Source organism: Alcaligenes faecalis (genome assembly GCF_041521385.1).
In the GTDB taxonomy this organism is placed as follows: domain Bacteria; phylum Pseudomonadota; class Gammaproteobacteria; order Burkholderiales; family Burkholderiaceae_B; genus Alcaligenes; species Alcaligenes faecalis_E.
This window is the reverse complement of sequence record NZ_CP168006.1, coordinates 2,848,853-2,870,931: the sequence shown is the minus strand read 5'-3', so window position 1 is coordinate 2,870,931 and position 22,079 is coordinate 2,848,853. Positions and strand designations below refer to the sequence as shown.

Annotated in this window: 22 protein-coding genes and 1 tRNA gene; 17 read left to right on the top strand and 6 right to left on the bottom strand. The window is 54.5% G+C overall.

Annotated elements, in window-relative coordinates; genetic code table 11:
* Positions 1-113 precede the first annotated feature (113 nt).
* The 7 genes from ACDI13_RS12875 (at position 114) to ACDI13_RS12845 (ending at position 9,219) form a co-directional block, all read left to right on the top strand.
* The gene (locus ACDI13_RS12875) at positions 114-1,283 is read left to right on the top strand and encodes a YncE family protein (protein WP_316990968.1); all 1,170 of its coding nucleotides are present in this window, start codon (positions 114-116) and stop codon (positions 1,281-1,283) included.
* Between the two features lie 369 nt (positions 1,284-1,652).
* Positions 1,653-3,062, top strand: coding sequence for a GNAT family N-acetyltransferase (locus tag ACDI13_RS12870; RefSeq protein ID WP_316990969.1), 1,410 nt, complete (start codon positions 1,653-1,655; stop codon positions 3,060-3,062).
* 376 nt (positions 3,063-3,438) lie between these two features.
* Positions 3,439-4,224, top strand: coding sequence for an aldolase (locus ACDI13_RS12865; protein WP_316990970.1), 786 nt, complete (start codon positions 3,439-3,441; stop codon positions 4,222-4,224).
* A gap of 39 nt (positions 4,225-4,263) precedes the next feature.
* Positions 4,264-5,592: an MFS transporter gene (locus tag ACDI13_RS12860; RefSeq protein ID WP_316990971.1), complete on the top strand. Its 1,329-nt coding sequence runs from the start codon at positions 4,264-4,266 to the stop codon at positions 5,590-5,592.
* The gene (locus ACDI13_RS12855; protein WP_316990972.1) at positions 5,589-6,197 is read left to right on the top strand and encodes a 2-hydroxychromene-2-carboxylate isomerase; all 609 of its coding nucleotides are present in this window, start codon (positions 5,589-5,591) and stop codon (positions 6,195-6,197) included. Before ACDI13_RS12860 ends, ACDI13_RS12855 begins: the two co-directional genes overlap by 4 nt.
* A gap of 693 nt (positions 6,198-6,890) precedes the next feature.
* Positions 6,891-7,769, top strand: a complete 879-nt coding sequence (locus tag ACDI13_RS12850) for a DNA-binding response regulator (RefSeq protein ID WP_316988598.1) — start codon at positions 6,891-6,893, stop codon at positions 7,767-7,769.
* 310 nt (positions 7,770-8,079) lie between these two features.
* On the top strand, positions 8,080-9,219 hold the full coding sequence (locus ACDI13_RS12845; protein WP_316988597.1) for a calcium:proton antiporter: 1,140 nt from the start codon (positions 8,080-8,082) through the stop codon (positions 9,217-9,219).
* A gap of 30 nt (positions 9,220-9,249) precedes the next feature.
* Here ACDI13_RS12845 and ACDI13_RS12840 read toward each other — a convergent pair whose 3' ends face one another.
* Positions 9,250-10,149, bottom strand: coding sequence for a LysR family transcriptional regulator (locus ACDI13_RS12840; RefSeq protein WP_316988596.1), 900 nt, complete (start codon positions 10,147-10,149; stop codon positions 9,250-9,252).
* Positions 10,150-10,342: 193 nt separating this feature from the next.
* Here ACDI13_RS12840 and ACDI13_RS12835 point away from each other — a divergent pair, with 193 nt between their 5' ends.
* Complete coding sequence (locus ACDI13_RS12835) at positions 10,343-11,116, top strand: SDR family oxidoreductase (RefSeq protein WP_316988595.1); 774 nt, start codon at positions 10,343-10,345, stop codon at positions 11,114-11,116.
* Positions 11,117-11,255: 139 nt separating this feature from the next.
* Here the strand turns inward: ACDI13_RS12835 and ACDI13_RS12830 are convergent, their stop codons facing one another.
* The 3 genes from ACDI13_RS12830 to ACDI13_RS12820 form a co-directional block, all read right to left on the bottom strand.
* Positions 11,256-11,459 carry a helix-turn-helix transcriptional regulator gene (locus tag ACDI13_RS12830; RefSeq protein ID WP_316988594.1) on the bottom strand — a complete coding sequence of 68 codons (204 nt, stop codon included), beginning with the start codon at positions 11,457-11,459 and terminating at the stop codon, positions 11,256-11,258.
* Positions 11,460-11,870, bottom strand: coding sequence for a hypothetical protein (locus ACDI13_RS12825; RefSeq protein WP_316988593.1), 411 nt, complete (start codon positions 11,868-11,870; stop codon positions 11,460-11,462).
* A gap of 216 nt (positions 11,871-12,086) precedes the next feature.
* Positions 12,087-13,124, bottom strand: a complete 1,038-nt coding sequence (locus ACDI13_RS12820; RefSeq protein ID WP_316988592.1) for a DUF72 domain-containing protein — start codon at positions 13,122-13,124, stop codon at positions 12,087-12,089.
* A 278-nt stretch (positions 13,125-13,402) separates the two neighbouring features.
* Between ACDI13_RS12820 and ACDI13_RS12815 the strand changes: the two genes are divergently transcribed.
* The 3 genes from ACDI13_RS12815 to ACDI13_RS12805 all read left to right on the top strand — a co-directional run bounded on the left by ACDI13_RS12815 (position 13,403) and on the right by ACDI13_RS12805 (position 15,636).
* Positions 13,403-13,639: a hypothetical protein gene (locus ACDI13_RS12815; protein WP_316988591.1), complete on the top strand. Its 237-nt coding sequence runs from the start codon at positions 13,403-13,405 to the stop codon at positions 13,637-13,639.
* A gap of 177 nt (positions 13,640-13,816) precedes the next feature.
* Positions 13,817-14,368, top strand: a complete 552-nt coding sequence (locus ACDI13_RS12810) for a helix-turn-helix transcriptional regulator (RefSeq protein ID WP_316988590.1) — start codon at positions 13,817-13,819, stop codon at positions 14,366-14,368.
* Positions 14,365-15,636: a HipA domain-containing protein gene (locus tag ACDI13_RS12805; protein WP_316988589.1), complete on the top strand. Its 1,272-nt coding sequence runs from the start codon at positions 14,365-14,367 to the stop codon at positions 15,634-15,636. The genes ACDI13_RS12810 and ACDI13_RS12805 overlap by 4 nt, the downstream gene beginning before the upstream one ends.
* 236 nt (positions 15,637-15,872) lie before the next feature.
* Here ACDI13_RS12805 and ACDI13_RS12800 read toward each other — a convergent pair.
* Positions 15,873-15,946, bottom strand: a tRNA-Gly gene (locus ACDI13_RS12800).
* A gap of 202 nt (positions 15,947-16,148) precedes the next feature.
* Between ACDI13_RS12800 and trmB the strand changes: the two genes are divergently transcribed.
* From trmB to ACDI13_RS12770, 6 genes are all read left to right on the top strand, one after another.
* Entirely contained in the window at positions 16,149-16,916 is a 768-nt protein-coding gene (trmB, locus tag ACDI13_RS12795) for a tRNA (guanosine(46)-N7)-methyltransferase TrmB (protein ID WP_316988588.1), read from the top strand.
* The gene (gene pip / locus ACDI13_RS12790; protein ID WP_316988587.1) at positions 16,913-17,860 is read left to right on the top strand and encodes a prolyl aminopeptidase; all 948 of its coding nucleotides are present in this window, start codon (positions 16,913-16,915) and stop codon (positions 17,858-17,860) included. The genes trmB and pip overlap by 4 nt, the downstream gene beginning before the upstream one ends.
* A 42-nt stretch (positions 17,861-17,902) precedes the next feature.
* On the top strand, positions 17,903-18,103 hold the full coding sequence (gene thiS / locus ACDI13_RS12785) for a sulfur carrier protein ThiS (protein WP_316988586.1): 201 nt from the start codon (positions 17,903-17,905) through the stop codon (positions 18,101-18,103).
* Between the two features lie 130 nt (positions 18,104-18,233).
* Complete coding sequence (gene lysM, locus ACDI13_RS12780; protein WP_316988585.1) at positions 18,234-18,677, top strand: peptidoglycan-binding protein LysM; 444 nt, start codon at positions 18,234-18,236, stop codon at positions 18,675-18,677.
* A 533-nt stretch (positions 18,678-19,210) separates the two neighbouring features.
* Positions 19,211-19,651, top strand: coding sequence for a hypothetical protein (locus ACDI13_RS12775; RefSeq protein WP_316988584.1), 441 nt, complete (start codon positions 19,211-19,213; stop codon positions 19,649-19,651).
* 60 nt (positions 19,652-19,711) lie between these two features.
* Positions 19,712-20,458: a hypothetical protein gene (locus ACDI13_RS12770; RefSeq protein WP_316988583.1), complete on the top strand. Its 747-nt coding sequence runs from the start codon at positions 19,712-19,714 to the stop codon at positions 20,456-20,458.
* 170 nt (positions 20,459-20,628) lie between these two features.
* On the opposite strand, the gene ffh is transcribed toward ACDI13_RS12770, so the two are convergent.
* Positions 20,629-22,053, bottom strand: coding sequence for a signal recognition particle protein (gene ffh, locus ACDI13_RS12765; protein WP_316988582.1), 1,425 nt, complete (start codon positions 22,051-22,053; stop codon positions 20,629-20,631).
* Positions 22,054-22,079 lie beyond the last annotated feature (26 nt).

Here is a 22,079-nt window from a genome sequence, read left to right as displayed (position 1 = left end):
CCCTGCGATCAAGCAGGGTTCTACGCATTTACATAGACAGGCAGGTCAGAAAAGTTTATAAAACAGAGCAGTTATAGTAACGATTCTCATTTATTGAATCACAAAGGAAATACATGATTGCGTCCCGCCCTGCCTCTTTGAAAATGATTGTTGCCTCCGTCGTGGGTGCCTTGCTGCTCAGTGCATGCCAGACCACACCGCAATCGCAACAAGTGGGCCAAACATCGTCTTTCACTACAACGGCTCCTCAGGCACAGGTCACGTTCCGTCAAGACACCATTGATGGAGCCTACGAAATTCTGGCCGCCAAGGACAGCAAGCAATTGTTCGTTGCCGCCACGCCCTTGTTTGAAGACCGCGCGGCCGGCTTTCTGCACGTTTTAGACCAGGACACGCTGCGTGAGTCGCAGCGAATCCAGTTGCCACGCCGTGCTTTTGCGCTGGGCCTGAACCAGAAAACGCATACTTTGTACGTAGGTAACACCCTGGACGGCTCGCTGCTGGCGATCAACAGCCTGAACGGCACCGTCAAACAACTGATTCAGTTGGGCCAGAAAGAAGGCAAGGACGGCTGGGAACATACCCGCAAAGTCGTTATTGACGAGCAAGACAACCGCATCTTCGTGACCAACCCCTCTGAAGGTGGCCGCGTCTGGATTGTGGATGGTGCCCAGGGCCGCATCCTGCACAACATCGACAAGGTAGGCCTGTGGCCTACCGGTGCAGCGTATGATGCCAATACCAAGCGCCTGTTCGTGGGCCACGGTGGCAAGGATGAAATTGCGGTCATCAACCCGGCTACAGGCACTATCGAACAACGCTTCACGACTGGCGATGCGAAAAGCGACAAACGAGAGGACTCCCGTCACTTCTTCGTAAACATCGCTCTGAGCGCAGATGGCAAGAAGCTGTTTGGTGCTGACGCCAACACCGGCAAGATTTACGTCTTTGACACGACCTCCGGCAACGTGGAGAACACAGTTGAAGTCGGCTTGGGTCTGCTGGACATCGTGTACAACGACGCCCGTAAAGAGCTGATCGCCACCAACCGTGGAGTGGATCGCGAAACACCAGCCGGTACTGGTTCGGTAACTATTCTGGATGCCGATACCCTGGCTGTAAAACACCGTATTAGCGCCCCTGTCCACCCTAACAGCATCACGCTCAGTGCTGACGGCCAGACTGCTTTTGTGACCATCAAGATTCCACATGGCGACAAAAGCCCGCACTACCTGAAAGGTGCCAAAGACAGCGTTCTGCGTCTGAATCTCAATCAGCTCTAAGTCTCTGGCGTCAAGCCAGATACCAAGCCGAGACTACTCGCCAAGTAGCTCGGCTTTTTTACTGCCTGCCTCTTTGGTCGGCCCAGCCGACAGCACATCGTCTGTGCTTAGTACGCAGGATAGTGTTGTCTGCCGTTCAAATCCCAAGCCAAGGCCCGCCAACACGGGCTCCGTCGCGTTTCAATGCCACCTTCCTAATGTGGTCTGGAAACAAGCGAAAAAGCGGATTGCTGCAACCTGCCACTTGCTCAATAGAATCAATTAGTGGCCTAGCAAGACGCCTCTTGTCTCCCAGCCTCACACCCCCTTTCCCGCCTCCAGCTCTGCCACGGATTGGCATGTCTGGAGCGTTTTCTATTGAAGACACCTATGGTTCAGTTGAACGCGTATCACCAGCCTATTGGCCCCTCACTCCCTCATTGGCAGGCCCGCCCTCAGCCAGCACGCTGCGTTCTGCACGGCAAGTACTGCCGACTGGAGGCGGTCAGTCCGGCGCAACACGGTGACAGCCTGTACGAGGCTTACAGTAGCGCCAGTGATGGCCGCGACTGGACTTACCTATCTGTAGACCCCTTTACCAACCGCGCGCAGTTCGACCGGCACCTGCAGGCCATCAGCCAGGCCAGCAACGCCGTGCACTACGCTGTCGTCGAACAAACCACAGGACGCGCGCTGGGTACCTTGTCCCTGATGCGGATCGACCCACAAAACGGCTGCATCGAAGTAGGCTTTGTCGCCTGGTCACCCGCTCTGAAACAAACCCGTATGGCCACCGAAGCCCACTACTTGTTGATGGCGTATGCGATTGATGGACTGGGCTACCGTCGCTACGAATGGAAGTGCGACACACACAATGCACCCTCACAAGCGGCGGCACGACGACTGGGTTTCCGTTACGAAGGCAGTTTCCGTCAGGCAATGGTGTACAAGGGTCGCTCACGCGACACAGCCTGGTTCTCAATTACCGACAAGGAATGGCCTGCCCTGAAAGCGAGTTTCCAGGCCTGGCTGGCCCCCGAGAATTTTGATGAGCAAGGCCGCCAAAAACACCGCTTAGGGCAACAGCTCACTGTCCCTCCTGCCGGTCCTGGGGCCCGCCGCCTAAAGCAAATGCTGGCCCTGCAAACCGAGCTGAACCAGTTGATTGATCCGAACTGGCGAGTGGCCAAACAGGACTACTACCGGGCAATTTGGGTGGAGTGTGCTGAACTGGCCAATTACCTGGATTGGAAGTGGTGGCAGCATTGCGAGCGCAATCTGCCGCAACTACAACTAGAGCTGATCGACATCCTGCATTTTGGTCTGTGCGATGTACTGCGAGCCAACGATGCACTGCGCGAACAAGAGGCCGCCACCGCACTGGATCAGCTCCAGCACGCACCGGCCGCCGCCAGCGACTCTACGGCCATCATGACGGCTCTGGAACGCTTTACCTTGCGTGTGCTGGAAACACGTCAGTTTGATTTCCGCGGCTTTGCCCAACTGGCCGGTCTTTGCGGTCTGACACTGGATACGCTCTTCCACGCGTACGCGGGCAAAAACGCCCTGAACCGCTTGCGCCAGTTGCGCGGCTATCAGCATGGCCGCTATCACAAGCAGTGGGGTGAACAGCAAGACAACGAACACCTGGCGCAGTTGCAACTACGCCTGCCTGCCGAGCACGACAACTACCCCGAATTGATCCTGCATGCCCTGCAAGACAGCTACGACACGTTTTTTTCGGGAGACACACAGGCCCAGAACGGAGCCTGCGTACCGCCTCCCCTTTCTTCACGTTGACAAAGGACTGTCCATGTACCTCGATTGCGATTGTTCCACTACTGTCTTTCTGGACTCGCCAAAACCGGACTCCAATCCCGTGGAAAGCAATGACACGCGACATCCACCCGATCCCCGGCCACAACCGCATAAGGTGCAACACCCCTGGTCCCGCTCTCGACGCCGCGAACGATCTCGCTGGCGCCAAAGCTAAACCCGGCCCCTGATTGTCTCCCTGCCCGGCATCTGAACCGGGTTTGCATGGGTGACACTGTCTTGCGAGCAAATGGAATAGGAGCTATGAGCCACCGAACATAGCTCCTATTGATTTAAATCAAGACAATGAATCCCATCGTCGGCACAAGGATCGGCGAAGCATACCAAGGAGACATATCACATGGATACCCCACTCAGAGACAAATCCTATTTTGATGAGCGCGCCACCAAAGACATGGCCACTCATCTGCAGCAAGTACAACGCGACACCCGCGAAACCCTGGCATTCGCCTGTCGTATTCTGGCCATGACCGAACAGGAAGCGGGTTTGGCCGGCCAGATCAGCGTCCGTTCCGAGCGCCCCGGCGCATACTGGACCTTGCGTTTCGGTTTGGGTTTTGACGAGGCCACCCCCGAAGACTTCATTGAAGTGGACCGCGACTTGAATACCCTTAACGGCGAAGGCATGGCCAACCCAGCCACCCGCTTTCACCTGTGGGTCTACGAAGCTCGCCCTGATGTCAATTCCATCATCCACACACACTCGCCTTGGGCCACGGTATTGGCCACCGCCCGCCAGCCATTGGTGATTTCGCAAATGGACATGACCCCCCTGCACAATGACTGTGCATTTCTGGGCGAATGGCCTGGTGTGCCCATTGCCGACCAGGAAGGTGTCATTATTTCCAAGGCGCTGGGTGACAAGCGTGCCATTATTCTGGCTCACCACGGTTACCTGACCGCAGGCAAGAGCTGTCAGGAGGCGACCTACCTATCCGTGTACCTGGAGCGCGCTGCACGCCTGCAAGTACGCGCACAAGCGGCTTTTGGCCCACTGACCCCAGTGGACGATACCCTGGCGGCCGAAGCACACGACTATCTGCTCAAGCCCTCCATTGTGAACGCAACCTTTGACTACTGGTCCCGTCAGACCCAAGGCATTGCGCCCTTAACTAAAACTCGCTGACGCCCATACCCAATATCCAGCTTCCACCAGGAGGTCGCTATGACGATGCCTAACCATGGACAGGCGCGTTCGTCGCGCCAGTACGTTACCGCTGGCTTGGCCAGCATGATGGGAACCACCATAGAGTGGTATGACTTTTTCCTGTACGGCACCGCTGCCGCACTGATTTTCAACAAAATCTTTTTCCCCGCCTTTGACCCGATCACGGGCACGCTGGCGGCTTTTGCCACCTACTCCGTGGGCTTTTTCGCCCGCCCCTTGGGAGGATTTGTTTTCGGCCATTTCGGCGACAAGCTGGGCCGAAAATCCATGCTGCTGATCACGCTCTTTCTAATGGGCATTCCCACCATCCTGATTGGCCTGATCCCCTCTTATGAAAGCATTGGCTACTGGGCCGCTGTACTGCTGGTTCTGATGCGTTTTCTACAAGGCATTGCGGTAGGCGGCGAATGGGGCGGCGCCGTGCTGATGGCGGTTGAACATGCCCCGGAAGGCAAGAAAGGCTTTTTCGGCAGCTTGCCGCAAACGGGGGTTGCCCCCGGCCTGATCCTGTCTTCTCTGGCTATGGGAGCCGTCGCCAGCCTGCCCGAAGAAGACATGCTGTCCTGGGGCTGGCGTCTGCCCTTTCTGGCCAGTGTTGTCTTGCTCCTGGTGGGCTGGTGGATACGCGCCAAAGTGGCCGAGTCCCCCGACTTCGAGCAGATGAGTCAAAAGGGCAAGCAGGTTCCGATCCCCGCCCTGGAAGTCCTGCGTCATTACCCGCGTGAAGTTCTGCTGGTCGTGGGGGGCCGTCTGGCGGAAGTGACCTGGTTCTACACGGTGGTGACCTTTGCCCTGGCCTACGCCACCACGACCTTGGGGGTGGAGCGCAGCGTCATGCTGGATGCCACCGTCTGGGGCGCCGTTGCGGCTCTGTTCACCATGCCCCTGTTTGGCGTATTGGGCGACCGAATCGGCTTCAAATGGGTTTTCATGGCAGGCACCATCTGCATGCTGGCGTTCTCTTCCACCTTCTTTTCCATGCTGGGCAGCCTGGACTCCAAGACCATCACCCTGGCTTTGGTGATTGCGATTGGGTTGGTCTATGCCGCACTGTATGGCCCGCAAGGTGGCCTGTTTTCCACGCAATTCCCACCTGAAGTGCGTTACAGCGGCATCTCCATTGCCGTGCAGGTCTCCGGTGCCATCGGTGGCGGTCTAGCTCCCCTGGTCGCGACCTCCTTGCTGGCCTATGGCGATGGCCAACCCGACTACATCGTCTGGTACCTGAGCGGGCTGGGTCTGATTGCCTTTGCCAGTACCTGGTTCATGCACGGCCCTACGCATTTTTCTCTTCCCGCCCTATCCAACCGAAAGGTCCGCACATGAACACGCCCGGTATTGACTACTACTTCTGGATGAATTCAGACTGGGCTTACCTGGGGGCCGACCGGCTAGAGGCGATCGCCCGCCAGCAAAACGTCCCGATCCATTACAAACCCGTGGACTTGCCGCAGGTCTATGCCCGTACCGGCGGTGTTCTGTTGGGACAACGCTCACCCGAACGGCAGGCTTATCGCATTACAGAATTGCGGCGCTGGTGTCACAAGCTGGGCATACACGTCAATCCCACACCACGCTTCATGTGTCCAGACGCCACGCTGGCCTCCACGCTGGTGATCGCCCTCAATCAGGCAGGCTTGCCAGTACTGGATTTATACAAAGCCATTTTGCGAGCGCAATGGTGCGAGGATCAAAATATTGCCGACCCTGTGCTACTGAGCGGAATTTTGCAGGCTCACCAACTCGATGCAGACTACTGGCTTGAGCAAGCACCGCTGATGCAGGCGCAGTATCAAGTCCACACTGAGGAGGCCATTGCAGCCGGTGTTTTCGGTTCACCCTCCTATGTGTACCAGGGTGAACTGTTCTGGGGCCAGGACAGACTGGACATGCTGGACCAGGCCATCACCAGGCACACTGCTCCGGCTTGAACCAAGTACCTGGCACGTAGCCAGGCTGCTGTTAAAACAAGGGCGGGACAGGGAAGAAAAGCCTTGCCCCGCCCCTCTTGTTGGCAGCGTTGTCAGCAGGCTCAAGCCCCACCCTAGACCCGTAAAAATCATTCAAACGGTTCACACCAACATTGCTCTAAAAAGAATAACAATTCACATAAGCTGACCGTCTAAACCTGATCAACATTCAACAAAAAAACGGCCCATAAACGACTTGTCTCGGACTGTGCTCCCTGCATCTACGAATCTTCATAAAAAGAACGTCGCACACTCCCCCGACAGCCCCTCTCCAGATGCACACGCATGCGGGCAAAACCGCGGCGACCCTGTCTGGACATGATCTTTGATTCAGAGGTAAACGCCGTAGAATCACGCCTTCTCCCAGCAAAAAAATTCACCGATACGCCAGCGTAGCATTCCTAAGGTTGGACTGTTGAGTCCCGCTTATGGCACAGGTTTAGGGCTTTGGGCATGCCGCCTGCCAAAAATGAAATGCAATGAGCAATTTTGAAAATTTACTTTTTCCACTGATACAGAATGTTATGTCTGCCGTACGAATCATATCGATAGATTTTATCTATTCATTGAGTCTGTATTCTGAAGAAATTGGCTACTTGAGCAATGCCAGTAAAGGTAGCCGTCTTCGTCAGAAGAAGGGCGCGGGGCTTTATATTGAACAAATACGCCACTATAAAGTATCAGCCAGATCAAAAAATCAGGATTCTGCTGATCTCCAATAACACTCGCCAGCACGAACAACTTCTTCAGGCCCTGCTGGCGGGTGCTTTTCGAGTTTCTGTTGCTGCCGATGGGGTGCAAGGATATACCAAGGCCCAATTAACCTTACCGGAACTTATCCTGGTGGATAAGCAATTGACGGGAATAGATGCTTTGTCCTTAACCCATATGCTGCAAGGATTAAAAGCCACGGCCCAAATCCCCCTCATCATCCTGGATTCAAACATGGACGGCAGCAGTGAGGAATGTGTCTCTTTTTTAAAAGCAGGGGCGGTTGACTACATTGGCAATCCGTACGTCCTCGACGAGGTCAAAGAGCGCATCAACGTCCCTTTGCGTTGCCCAAAAAAAATACTGCCAGCCATGGTTTCAGGAAAGATACAAAGCCAGCACTCAAGTACGACCGCTGAAACCAGCATGCTGATCCACGCTATTCAGAAGACGATCGATGCCAATCTGGGCTCGCCCCCCAGCCAGAAAGAACTGTGCGATATGTTCAAGATTTCACGGCGAAAAATCATGAATATATTTCAGCGCAACTTTGGCTTAAGTGTCAGCAGCTACATCCGATTGCAGCGTATGTATCGGGCCGAGTATCTGCTGAAAACCACAGCCTTGAAAATTGATGTCATTGCAACTGATTTAGGATTCTCCAGTCCCGCCAATTTCTCTACCGCATTCAAAACCTATGCAGGTGTGGCCCCTGGGAAATTCAGGCAGGCTATTGAAAAGAACAAACCCTATACAGAAAACGCGGCTTGTATCCGCTCCATGGGGCCGCCTGTTTTTTCATCAGGTTGGTGTCCGCCATAAATAGCGACCCAACATGGATGCAGGCATTGGGTACCGGCAAGCAGCCCCTGACAATGAACACTGCTTGAACGTCATGTCAGCAAGATAATTAGAAGAGTTCGCCCTTTCCCCGCAGCATCTTGCCTGAATACAGAAAAAGATGGCTCCCCGCCACAAAAAATCCAGTTGCGGGCAGGCCACACTTGCCACTGGAGGCCCAGGTGATAAAATCGTGGCGACTTGAATTGTTCAATTCAAAACGGATCCAGGACGACCTGGATCTGCTTTTTCAGTACAGGGACGGCCCTAGCTCTTTGGCGGAGTATCCACGATGGCCCACCCTGCACCACCCTCAACCCCACTTATTCCTCCCATCACCTGGCTACGCTTGTTCGGTTCCTGGTCCATTGTTGTGCTCTTCATGGTTTTTGGCGGGCAATGGCTGGGAGATTCCTTGAACGGCACCACGGCGGCCATCGTCTTTCTGGTGCTATTCGTCACCATTCTGGCAGCCTCGTTTGGCGTGGTGCGCGAAGCCGACCACCTGGCCCATCAACTGGGCGAGCCTTACGGCACCCTGATCCTGACCCTGTCCATTGTGCTGATCGAAGTCATCCTGATTGCCTCGGTCCTGCTGGGGCCAGGCGACTTTCCCACCATAGGTCGGGACTCGATCTACGCCGTAATGATGATCATCCTGAACCTGATCACCGGCCTGTGTCTGATTGCCGGCGCAGCACGCAATGGCGACCAGGAGTTCAACCGCCAAGGCACCAACACCTACTTGTCCATGATTGTCTTGCTGACCAGTGTGGGCCTGATTCTGCCCAACTACACCAGCACGGCAGGCGAGTTCAGTACGACCCAGGCCATCGGCATTGCGGTGCTGACAGGTCTCGTTTATGCCCTCTTCCTGTATCTGCAAATGGGCAGCCACCGTCATGACTATGTACAGCCCAACCAGGCAGTGCAGAACGCTGAAGATGCGGCACCCGCACCGCGTGATCCTCAAGCGACCCGCGCCATGCTGATACGCAGCCTGGTGCTGATCGCCCTGATCTTGCCTATCGTCCTGCTGGCGCATGATCTGGCCATTGTGACGGACTATGGTATCGCCGCTTCGGGCGCCCCCGTTGCTGTCGGCGGAGTGCTGATCGCGATTATCGTGTTCACCCCGGAGTCCATTACCGCCATCAAGGCGGCCATGAACAATGAGATGCAGCGGGCCATCAATCTGTGTCTAGGCGCCTTCGTCTCTACCGTGGGGCTGACAGTGCCGGTAGTGCTGATGATTGGCCTGATTACCGGCAAACAAGTGATCATGGGCATCAGCAATACAGAAATCGTGCTGTTTCTGATCACAGCACTGCTCAGTATCTTGAGCTTTAGCGGCAAGCGAACCTCTCCCATTCAAGGTTATATGCACCTGATGGTATTTGCGGTGTTTGGGCTGCTGCTGTTTTACCCTTGACGGCTTTCCCTTGCTGCCCATTGCTCTACACTACAAGGCTGAATGACGCAGCAAGGTTTCCAGCCAATCCGCAAACACCTGGAAGCGGCGCGACAAGTGTTGGCGATGCAAATACAGCAAGGACATGGGCATAGGCGCAGCACGGTAATCCGGCAGGACTTCTACCAATTCACCTGCCTGCAAGTGCGACTGCACATCGTAGGCAGGGATCTGAATCAAGCCCAAGCCGGACAAACAACAAGCAATATACGCTTCGGCATTGTTCACAGTCACGCGACCTGGTAGGTCCAGCACCTGACGCTTGTCCTGCTCCATCCATTCCCAAGGAGCCACACGTTCGCTGGTGGGCGAGGCATAACGTACCACTTGATGGTTTTCCAGGTCCGCAGGTGTCTGGGGCATGCCATGGCGGGCTAGATAAGCGGGACTGGCCACATTGATCAAAGGTAGGCTGCCCATCGTTCTGGCGATCAGGCCCGAATCACTTAATGGCCCCACCCGCAGCACACAATCCACCTGCTCCTCAATCAAATTCACCTCGCGGTCTGTCACGCCCAAATGCACATGAACATACGGGTAACGCGCCAAAAACTGCGGCAGTGCAGGCGCCACAATCAAGCGTCCTACTCGCCCTGGCACATCCACCTTGATCGTGCCGATTGGCCCGACACTGGCTTGGCGAAACAGGTTCTCGGTTTCCTGCACATCGGCAATCACGCGCAGGCAACGTTCATAAAACGCCGCACCATCTTGCGTGACTGTCACTTTGCGCGTGGTGCGATTCAACAGACGAGCCCCGACCCGACCCTCCAGCTCCTGAATGGCCGCCGACACGGAAGAGCGCGGCATACCCAAGGTATCGGCCGCGCGAGTGAAATTGGCGCACTCCACGACCCGCGTAAAGATGCGAAACAGGTCAATGCGGTCCATGGCCTTCTCCAGATAAGCGGCCGCAACGCGCAGGTTGAACAATCAACCCGAGTCTGCTCAAGCAGCGACGACTATTGTTCGGTTTTTCAAACAAATGATGTCAGAACTGGATGATTTAAACAATTTCGGCGACTTATATCATGGGAAAACGAAATGGCTTGCAGCCCGCAGCCCACACTAGCAAGGAGTCATCATGGCAAAGCACAGCATCAAAGGTAAAACCGTTCTGATTGCAGGCGGGGCAAAGAATCTGGGTGGCCTGATCGCCCGCGACCTGGCAGAACAAGGGGCGCGCGCCATTGCCATCCACTACAACAGCGACAACTCCAAAGCGGAAGCCGACGCCACCGTCAAAGCCATCCAGGCAACTGGTACACAAGCCATCGCCTTCCAGGCTGACTTGCGCTCGGCCAGTGCCATGGAAAAACTGTTTAACGATACGGTCGCTGCAATTGGCCGTCCCGATATCGCCATCAACACGGTGGGCAAAGTATTGAAAAAATCACTGACCGAAGTCAGCGAAGCCGAGTACGAGCAGATGAGCGACATCAACTCCAAAACCGCTTTTTTCTTCCTTAAAGAAGCCGGCAAGCACGTGCAGGACAATGGCAAAGTCTGCACCCTGGTCACGTCCCTGTTGGGGGCTTTCACCCCGTTTTACGCCGCTTATGCGGGCACCAAAGCGCCGGTAGAACACTACACCCGCGCTGCCGCCAAAGAATATGGCGCACGCGGTATTTCCGTCACGGCAGTCGGCCCTGGTCCGATGGATACGCCCTTCTTCTATCCAGCCGAGGGGGAGGATGCCGTGGCCTATCACAAGACGGCTGCCGCCCTGTCCCCCTACTCCAAGACCGGGCTGACAGACATTGAGGATGTGGTGCCCTTTATCCGTCATCTGGTCAGCGATGGCTGGTGGATTACCGGCCAAACCATTCTGATCAACGGTGGTTACACCACCAAGTAAGACGAAATTCAGTCCATGTTCAAGCCCGAAGCAGTGATCTGACGGGCCTGAACACGGGCTCTTTTCGACACCCGCTGGTTAATGCCCAAAAGGGATCAGCAAACCGCAGTGCCATCCAAGGCGCAGTCCCCGTTCAGGGTCAGGACTCCCGATATGGGTTCTCGAAAATCTCTTCTACGGCCTGTTCGAACACGACACTGATCTTGAAGGCCAGATCCAGGGACGGTGCATGTTTACCCGTTTCCAACGCATTGACCGCCTGCCGGGATACACCCAAACGCTCTGCCAAATCTGCCTGCGTCCAGTTCGCCTCGGCCCGCAATACACGCAATCGGTTTTTCATTTAATCGCTAGTCCGGACAAAGGGTGAAACCAGGGCGAAGACAGCCCAAAAGAAGGGGTAAATCAGCCAGGCAGGAATATGGGGGGCTGCCGCGTACGTTTCCCCAAAGCCCCAGGCTGTCCACAAGGTCAGTGTCGCTCCCGAAGCCAGCACAAAGCACTTGGCCACAATCACCCGCACGAACTCATCGCTGTGCGCCATCAAGCGCAAGGTGGCCCACACTTGTCCGGCAACCGGCAAGGCGACCGCAATGGCTATCAGCCAACCAACAGGCCGACCAAGCAGGCTGTCGAACAGCCCCACAATGGTCACGGCATTGACCAGGATATACGCGCCCATAAAGAGCAAAGTGCGAATCAGATAGCGGCGGCCTGCTGATGGCACAGAAGAGGAATGGCTGCTGGTGAGCATGTTTGAGCACCTGAATGTAAAGTAAACCTGACTTTAAATAAGTCAACAACACCTGTCAATAAGTAAAGCAAACCTTACATTTTCTAAATAAGCCTGGTAGCAAAGACACGGTCCATACGCCACAGATCCTTTTCACTCAAGCCCCCAGGCCGTCACAAGCCACAACATGCACTGTGTGAACTGTCCGGTTTTAGGGACCCATGCACAAGACCCGTTTTACTTTTCTTGCACCACAATCCGTTGCGCTAGCCGCTGTATGGAGAGCGGCGCGCAGCCTTCCGCATCATTGCTGATCGTCACATATGCCGCCTGCCCCGCCCCCGTAATTCCGCGAATTGTGCGGGCCAGCACCGTGCGAGTATGCAAGTCCTCGCTGACGATGGCATCGAAGGGAGTATGCTTTTTTTGAGCATCCGCATAGCCGTAAGCACCAAACTCCCGGTTCAGGTTCCAGCGACACACCAAGGGCCCCGGCCACAAGGCGCGCAATACAGGCAATTGCTCCTCAATCGGCGGCATCTTGCCGTGCAGGCCCAAGCAAAACGTCGCGCCATTGGCCTTGAGCGTATCGACAAGACTTTGGGTCAGCAGCTCCGGATCTCGGACTTCTACCGCAAGCACCACTTGTGAACCCTGCGGCAAAGCCTCACGCGCCGCCGCCAGCATCTGCCCCAATTTGTCGAACATCTCTGCCGGGCGGTTCAACCAGCCCCAGGACAGTGGGCTTAACTGGAAGACCAGCACGCCCAGCTTGTCACGCAAACCCTCGACCGCAGGCTGCACAAACTGCTCTACAGCCAGACGAATATCCAAAAAGTCCGGATTCGACTTACGCACCTTGCCCTGCTCATCACGAACTTGCGCATCCGTAATCATGGACGGGCATTTCACAACGAAGCGGAAATCCTCATCCACCTGTGCGGCGTAGGCGGAATACTGTGTGACCGTCAAAGGACGCCAGAAGCTGCGATCGACACAGACTGTACGCATCAAAGGATGCTGGTGATAGGCCTCCAGACCGTGCTTGGACAAGATGCTCGACTCGTACTCGCCATCCCAGATCAAGCCTTCCCAACCGGGGTAGGACCAGGTGGAGACACCGAAACGCAGGGTTTCAGGAAGCTGGGTCGCCAGATCGCTTAGCTCCAGCGCGGAAGCAGCAAGGCTGACTTTGGTGATTTTGCGTCGGGAGGGAGCGGCGGGCTTTGAAGCGGGTGGCTGAGCAATGGCATCGCCGAAAAGATCTTCTTGCATGCTGGGTATAGTGCCATGGGAGAGAGCTCAAGCAAACTGGGTAAGACCCAAGCCAAACTTGGTTTTTATCATTTTCAACAAAATCCTAGTTTTATTACTATATTCACGTTCTTTTTAGGATTCTAAAACGTACGAAATTACTGTTTTCACGCCCGTTTATGGGACATTACGCAAGCTCTTATCACGTTGGCAAGCCGACGACCTATGAAGATGGCACCCAGCACAATTTTATTTTCGATGACTATACCGACGCACAATTCGCCTAAGGCTATCGTGATTTGACGGAGCATGTGCTGCACACCGTGCAAGACGTGACACACAACATCCATGATGAAATGGCCGAAGAAGCCCACATTCTGGTGATCTTTCAACAAGCCCAGGAAAGGCTGAAAGAAATACTTGAAATCTCTGATCAAGACACCACTCGGGTCATTCGCTCTTTGAAAGAAAGCGGCTGGCACGTATCCGGGAAGTTGAAACAGGCGTATCCACAACTGGAAACGAATCAACGCTAGCGACATTCCCCCAACAAGAAGTGCTAATATTTTTTCACAAAAACAGTAATTTATCCAAAATATTAGCATTTTTATGCAAACCCAGTATTAACAAATGGCTTTAAAACAATAAAAACAAAGGGATTGAATGCTAATATTATGGCTAACCCAGTCTAGAAACGCAGGAATACTAGCACTATGGCAAAAAAGACCGCTCCCCTTATGCCGACGACCCAGAAGCGACTCGCTGAATTTGGTGAGCGGCTCAAACTTGCACGCTTGCGCCGCAAAATCACCGCCAAGCAAATGGCAGAGCGCGCCGGAATGTCGCCGATGACGCTACGCTCCCTTGAGTCCGGGGGGCCGGGCGTAACGATAGGTGCCTACCTTTCCGTCATGCAAGTCCTCGGCATTGAAAAAGACCTCGCCATGCTGGGTGCTGACGACGAGCTTGGCCGTCGACTTCAGGACTCACGCCTTTTACGGCCGAGCACCACATCACCATCCGTCCCTCCCCAAACGACTTGGAACGAGAGAGTGGGCAGATCTCCAGCAGGAAAGGTAATCGACAAGTCACCTACTCCCAAGAAGAGCATAAACAGTGCAAGCAACCGAATGAATGAGCCGGACAACGGTATCTATGCCGACTCGCCCCACCCCTCTGCGAGGAACTCTCGAACTACATCCAAAAGTCTGGCGTCTCTCTTGGAACCCTCTCCTAAGCAGCGAAAAGAGGATGACACAAAATGACGATGATCGGAGTGTATGCAGATTGGGACGGCCTGCCTCAACCTCAGCGAGTAGGTGTTCTAAACTCCCGCAGGACACGTGCGCACGAGACGTTTGAATTTCAGTACGATCCCGCAGCACTTGCAGACCCCGTCATTGGCCAACTGGTTCTTGACCCAAGGATTTTCCAGTTCGAAGGGCCCCAGTATCCTACCGCGCCCCAGGACAGGTTCGGCGTGTTCTCTGACTCCAGTCCTGATCGATGGGGCCGTTTGCTTATGGACCGTCGCCTCGCACGGGATATTCGTGCAGGTATCCAGCCTGCTGGGACTCGACTGTATGAAACGGACTACCTGCTTGGCGTGCACGATCTCTACCGCGTGGGAGCCTTGCGCTACAAGCGAGAAGATCAAGGCGAATTTCTCGATGATACGGTTGGACTGGCAGCCCCACCTTTTGCCGAGATTCGAGCTCTGGAACAGGCGAGTCGGGCGCTGGAAGAAGATCCAAACAACGAGGCTCAAACAGGCCAAAAATGGCTCAGAATGTTGATCGCCCCCGGTGGCTCCCTAGGAGGTGCCAGGCCTAAGGCAAGCGTGGCTGATGAACAGGGACACTTGTACATCGCCAAGTTTCCGAGCTCTCACGATGACTATGACGTCGGTGGATGGGAGATGGTCGTCAATGCCTTGGCGGTCGGTTGTGGGCTGAATGTCGTGGCCGCTGAAGCGCGAAGATTTGCGAGTGACTACCACTGCTTCATGGTGCGGCGATTTGATCGCACTGATGAAGGGCGACGCCTGCACTTTGCCTCAGCAATGACCATGACCGGTCACAGCGATGGTGATGATGCGTCGACCGGAGTCAGCTATCTGGAGCTGGCTGAAGTCCTTATCAGGCATGGCTCCCAGACCAACATCGACCTCCGCGAGCTATGGTCACGAATCGTATTCAACATCCTCGTATCGAACACAGACGATCACTTACGCAACCACGGATTTATCCTTGTACCAGGAACGGGTTGGCGACTCTCTGAAGCCTACGACATGAACCCGGTGCCCGTTGGAGACGGCCTGAAGCTCAACATCACAGAAGTGGACAACGCGCTAGATCTGGAGCTCGCTCGCGAAGTCGCAGCGTACTTTCGCTTGGATCTAAACAAGGCCGATGAAATCATTGCAAAGTTCCAAGGAATCGTTCGCCAATGGAGAACTATGGCCAAAGGACTAGGGCTACCGGCACGCGAACAAGATCGAATGGCGGAAGCCTTTCGAATTGCTGATGCTTGAACAGAGCCCATCGCCTCCCCGTCTGCTTAACACAGGAGAGGCGCCTTTTCCCTTTTTGGGCATCCCTATTCTCTCTCGCTCCTATGCGCGATACGGAACTGCTCTCAACCGCAAAAAACGACTTGTTTGCGGTGACAATCGGTGGCTTGACATGATGCTCGGCGGAATCCAAAAGGTACAAAACCTTTAAATTCAAACAACTATGGAAACCGCCAGACCACATTGAATGAGGAGCGTGGAGCGGGTGATGGGAATCGAACCCACGACGGATGCTTGGGAAGCATCAGTTTTACCATTAAACTACACCCGCCCTGTTGGAGAGGTCCGCGTTAAAAGCGAACGATCCCGCGAATAGGGAAGCGAAAATTATAGCGCGATCTTTTCTTGATGCGTGGTTCCCGCCCTATCTTTTTCACGCACCTCCCCATGAATTCAGTGGCAAGACTCACTACAATAGAACTTTCCCGCTTTTAGCTAATACGCGAGCCATTCCTGATGCCCGCGCCACAACCATGACCACCAGCAACGAAAAACAATCCCTGCTGTCGCCCAATGTCGCGAACAGCAATTCCGGCGAGACCCATATCCGTAGCTTTGTTCATCGGCGCGCGCACATTACGCCCAGCCAGGAACAAGCCCTGGCGCGCCTCTTGCCCCTATGGTCAGTCAGCTACCGCGACAGCATCCTGAAACCGGAAACCGTGTTTGGCAACGACCATCCCCTGATTCTGGAAATCGGTTTTGGCATGGGTGAAACCACCCAGAAAATTGCCCAGGCTCGTCCAGACGACAACTTCCTGGGTGTGGAAGTGTTCAACGCCGGTGTTGGCGCCTTGCTCAAGCGTATTGATGACGAGCAGATCAGCAATATCCGCATCATCCAGCATGATGCGGTGGAAGTGGTGCGCGACATGATCGCCCCTGCCTCGCTGGCTGGCATTCATATTTACTTCCCCGACCCTTGGCCCAAAAAACGCCATCACAAGCGTCGTCTGGTGCAGTCGCCCTTTATTCAGCTATTGACCAGCCGTCTGAAACCCGGTGGCTATATTCACTGCGCCACCGACTGGGAAAATTACGCCGAACAAATGCTGGAAGTGCTGTCCGACGAGCCCATGCTCAGCAACACACACGACGGCTACGCACCCCGCCCTGACTTCCGCCCCCTGACCAAATTCGAGAACCGTGGGCTGCGTCTGGGTCATGGCGTGTGGGATCTGATCTTCACCCGCAACGACACCCCTACCCCTGAATTGAACTGGCCCAAGAAAGAACAATGAGCGCTACCCTGTTCCCGCCTATAGAGCCTTACGCCCAAGGCACCTTGCACACCGAGGATGGACACCATATCTACTGGGAATGCTGCGGCAACCCCGCAGGTAAACCGGCCGTTTTCTTGCACGGTGGGCCGGGATCAGGATGTTCTACCGATCACCGCCGCTTGTTCGACCCGCAAAAATACAATGTGCTGCTGTTTGATCAGCGCGGTTGCGGACGTTCCTACCCTCATGCCAGCCTGGAGAACAACACCACTTGGCATCTGGTGCAGGACATGGAGAGACTGCGCCAGGAAAAGCTCAAAGCCGACAAGATGCTGGTCTTTGGCGGCTCCTGGGGTTCGACCCTGGCGCTGGCCTATGCCCAGACCCACCCCGAACACGTCAGTGAATTGATTGTGCGCGGTATCTTCATGGCCCGCCCTGAAGAGTTGCGCTGGTTTTATCAGGAAGGTGCCTCGCGCTTGTTCCCGGACATCTGGGAACAATATTTGGCCCCTATCCCCAAAGAAGAGCATGGTGACCTGATTACCGCCTATCACAAGCGTTTGACGGGCGATGACCCCGCTGTACAGCTACGCGCCGCACATGCCTGGTCGCAGTGGGAAAGCAATACGATCACGCTCTTGCCCAGCCAGAATCACCTGGATGCCAAATCCAGTGATAAAGCCGCCTTGGCCTTTGCGCGCATTGAAAACCACTACTTTATGAACCAGGGCTTTTTGGAGCCGAATCAACTGCTTGAAAACGCCCACCGCTTGCATGGCATTCCAGGGGTGATCGTGCAGGGACGCTATGATGTGTGCACTCCGGCGCATACAGCCTGGCAACTGCATCGCGCCTGGCCTCAAGCAGAATTTCACATGGTGGCAGACGCAGGCCACGCCTACGACGAACCGGGCATTTTGGCCCGGCTGCTGGCTGCTACCCAGAAATTCGCCATCTGAATCACTCATCGGGCACTGCCCGAACCCTATCCAGAGACAAGAATGAACATTACCCTGAACGGCCAAAGCAAGACTCTGGCAAACTCTGACACGGTTGGCACGCTGATTATCGAACTGGGTTACGAAAACAAGCGCATTGCCGTAGAGTTGAATGGCGACATCGTACCCAAAAGCCAGCACGCCAGCACCTTCATTAAAGAAGGCGACACCATCGAGATCGTGGTTGCCGTCGGTGGCGGCTGATACTCACCCTTTAAAATGCACAATTGCTGACATTCCAGTACGACTTTATGGCCAAAAATGAGGTCATAATGAGCCGTCTCGCCTGCCATCACGCAGGCAGCCATGGAACCCTAACTTCAGGAGCAAAGCGATGGGCGTATTCAGTTTTCTTAAAGATGTCGGCGAAAAACTCTTTGGTGCCAACGAAGCCAAAGCAGCGACAGCAGACGAACTCCAGAAAGAACTGGCTAAACACCAACTTTCCGCCGACGATCTGAATCTGGCGGTTGATGGCGATAAAGTCACGGTTAGCGGCCAGGCTGCCTCCACCGAACAAGCTGAAAAAATTGTGCTGGCTCTGGGCAACACCCTGGGTGTCTCCCAAGTCGACAACCAGCTCAGCGTTGCTCAGCCTTCCGCCCAAGCCACCATGTACACCGTACAGAAAGGCGACACCCTCTGGAAAATTGCTGAAACCCACTACGGCAAGGCAAACGGTGCAAAATACACCGTTATCTTTGAAGCGAATCAGCCTATGCTCAGCCATCCTGACAAGATCTACCCCGGTCAGGTACTGCGTATTCCGGCGCTGTAAAACCCGAATCTGCAGGCCATTATCCCTAGGTGCCAAACCTATGGGATCACGGCCCAGCCAAAATGAAACGCCCGATGCCATGCATCGGGCGTTTTTCATTTGCACAAAGATCTGCTGACAAAACTGCATTAAGACTACATGGCAAACTTACTCGCAACGGGTTCCGTAAAAGTGCAGCGTGCCATCGCAAGGCAACAGACCCTCCAACTTGTCTCGCCCACTATTCCAAAACATCCCATTTCACTTTTTTTGCCTTGGCTACATTTCCTACAAAATACGATTAGCAAGCTAAGCATTTGATAAATAATAAATTTCAGACAAACCACGACATTTGTATAGTAAAGTTACTTTTATTCCATTTAGTAACCGCAAAATCGACTGGAACCTTGAAATACCGATACGAGTAAAAGAACAAAAACGTAGCAAACTCCGCCATACCCAGAATAAAAACACATATATCGCTCAATAAAGTCTCGCTGCCTTAATCAAGATTTGTCGGTCTACTTACCTCAATCAAACCAGGAGATCGACCCATGCTTGCCAAAACATCTTTACGTGCCCTTGTTGGAACTGTAGTCATGCTTAGCAGCATGGCGGCTTATGCCGGCCCCTTAGTGACAGTTACCTTCAAGAACCTGAGCGATAAAGATGCTCATCACACCATCATCTCTGTCAATGACTCCAACACTTACCTCTATGCATCTCCTAAACCTAAAGCAGTGGTGACTCCAGGTACATCCGATACCTTTCAAGTTCAAACCGGCCTAAGCAATACCAACTTCGCTTCAGCCCACTACATCATTGGCAATAAAACCTGCAAGTTTTACACCGTCTATAGAGATGTCCCCCCTTCCTCCGGGCTTAAACCTCATACGGTAGACGCCACTCCCTCTGGAGGCGCAATTTGCACCGCCAACATTACATCCATTAATGCCGTCACCAAAGCCTGGAGCGTCGAATTCACGATGCGTTGATTGACCCTTGCTACGCTTCATCCCCAGTGGCGTAGCCCCCCTTCTCCACAGCACGCCACTATGAATACTCTGAATCAACTGAACCCAGTGCCTGAAGTGATCGCTAATTGGCCTGCGAATACCTCGTTGAAACAATCATCCCCTACCCCTGACGCACCGCCTGAAGCCGGGGTAAATAAAACGAGCAACGTCAGCGTTTCCTCGCTTGCCCAACAGCTCAGCGAGGCGGCACAGCGATCTGCTGAACGGGAAGCCAATCTGACTCGTCAGGAGCTGGCCCAAAAAGGCCAAACGCTTTTAAAGGTTTTTACGAGTGACAGCTACTATGACCACAAAAAAGTCCATGATGCGCAGGTCCCTGATACAGAGGATCCTGCACATCTAGCCCGGGCACGACAAGCCACTGCCTTTCTCAATGCCCCCAACAAACCCAACCCTTTCAAGGGCTTGAGCCAGGAACAACTAGCCCTGATTGCCTACGATGAAAGCAGCACCTTTACCGTGAATGAACGGCGTGCAGCCTGGATCGAATCCAATGCCCAAGACCAAGTCCAACGACGGATACTCTGCAAAAAAATGGAGGATGAGTACAACCGCACGGGGAAGGTCGCCAATACCTTGCTGGACGTCTACAAGCACTACCAATCTCTACCCAGTATAGAAAGAGCAGTACAGATTCCAGCCGCCTATGAAGATCAACTACTGGCCCGTATTAATGCGGGTGCAAGCTTCCAGACCCGTCAGGAGCTATGGTTCCTGAATGCAGAGTTAGGTTGGAATCTTTCCTTGCCTGCACTGGGCACCTAAAGCGATCAGCATCATAGGCAAACAAAAAATCCAGCCCAAATAAACAGTCCCCCGAAGGTTGGATCTGAATCCAACTTTCGGGGGACTGTCCATGAAGCACGTTTGTCATCTGGTCAGCTTGTAATGCTGCAGCCAGACTCCGTTCATCCGGGTCAGAATCAACTTGCTGCTTAGCGAAAGCCCTTGAAGCCTTTACCAGCCAGACCTTTCAAGGCACCCATACCGCCCAGGCCGCGCATCATTTTGGCCATGCCGCCTTTTTTCATCTGCTTCATCATGCCTTGCATTTGCTCGAACTGATTTAGCAAGCGGTTAACCTCTTGCACCGGCACACCCGAACCCGCCGCAATACGACGCTTGCGCGAGGCCTTCAATAATTCAGGCTTGGCGCGCTCGGCCGGCGTCATGGAGTTCAAGATGCCTTCAGTACGACGCAACTGCTGTTCAGCCTGGCCGCCTTGCAACTGGGACGCCGCCTGGGAGAACTGCGCAGGCAGTTTTTCCAACAAAGAACCCATATCACCCAACTTCTTGACTTGCTGCAACTGGTCCCGAAAGTCGTTCAAGTCGAACTTGTCGCCCGCCTTGATCTTGTCAGTAATCTTTTGCGCATCGGCAATGTCGATATTGCGCTGGGCTTGTTCAACCAGAGAAACAATGTCCCCCATGCCCAACACGCGCTGAGCCATACGCTCGGGGTGAAATGGCTCCAGACCATCCAGTTTTTCCGACACACCCACAAACTTCAACGGTTTGCCAGTGACATGGCGCACCGACAAGGCGGCACCACCACGTGCATCACCATCCAGCTTGGTCAGTACCACACCGGTCAATGGCAAAGCGTCTGCAAAAGCTTTGGCGACGTTCACCGCATCCTGACCCTGCATGGCGTCCACCACGAACAGGGTTTCGATGGGATTCAGCAGGTCGTACAGGGCGCGAATCTCGCGCATCATTTCTTCATCAATACCCAGGCGACCGGCCGTATCGACAATCAGCACATCAAAGTGATGGCGCTTGGCGTGGTCCAGGGCATTGCGGGCAATGTCGGCCGGTTTCTGGCTGGGGTCGGAGGGCAGGAACTCCACGCCCACTTGAGCAGCAACGGTTTTCAACTGCTCGATAGCGGCGGGACGATAGACGTCAGCACTGACCACCAGCACTTTTTTCTTGCCCGTTTTACGACCATGCTGAGCATGACCGCCTTCACTCAGCCATTTGGCCAGCTTGCCGGTGGTGGTGGTTTTACCCGCCCCTTGCAAGCCCGCCATCAGAATAATAGCCGGTGGCTGCGCCGCCAGGGACAGCTCGCTGGCGTCATCACCCAGGTCTGCCCCCATCAGATTGGTCAGTTCCTGGTGAACAACCCCCACCAGCGCCTGACCGGGGTTCAAACTGTCGGCCACTTCAACGCCAAGTGCTTTTTCTTTAACCCGTGCAACAAAATCACGCACGACAGGCAAGGCCACGTCCGCCTCCAGCAGCGCCAGACGCACTTCCCTCAACATCTCCTGAGTATTGGATTCGGTCAGACGAGCCTGTCCGCGCATGGTTTTCACCACACGCGACATACGCTGGGTCAGATTTTCAAACATAGGACTGGGTTCGCTTAAACTAGGTT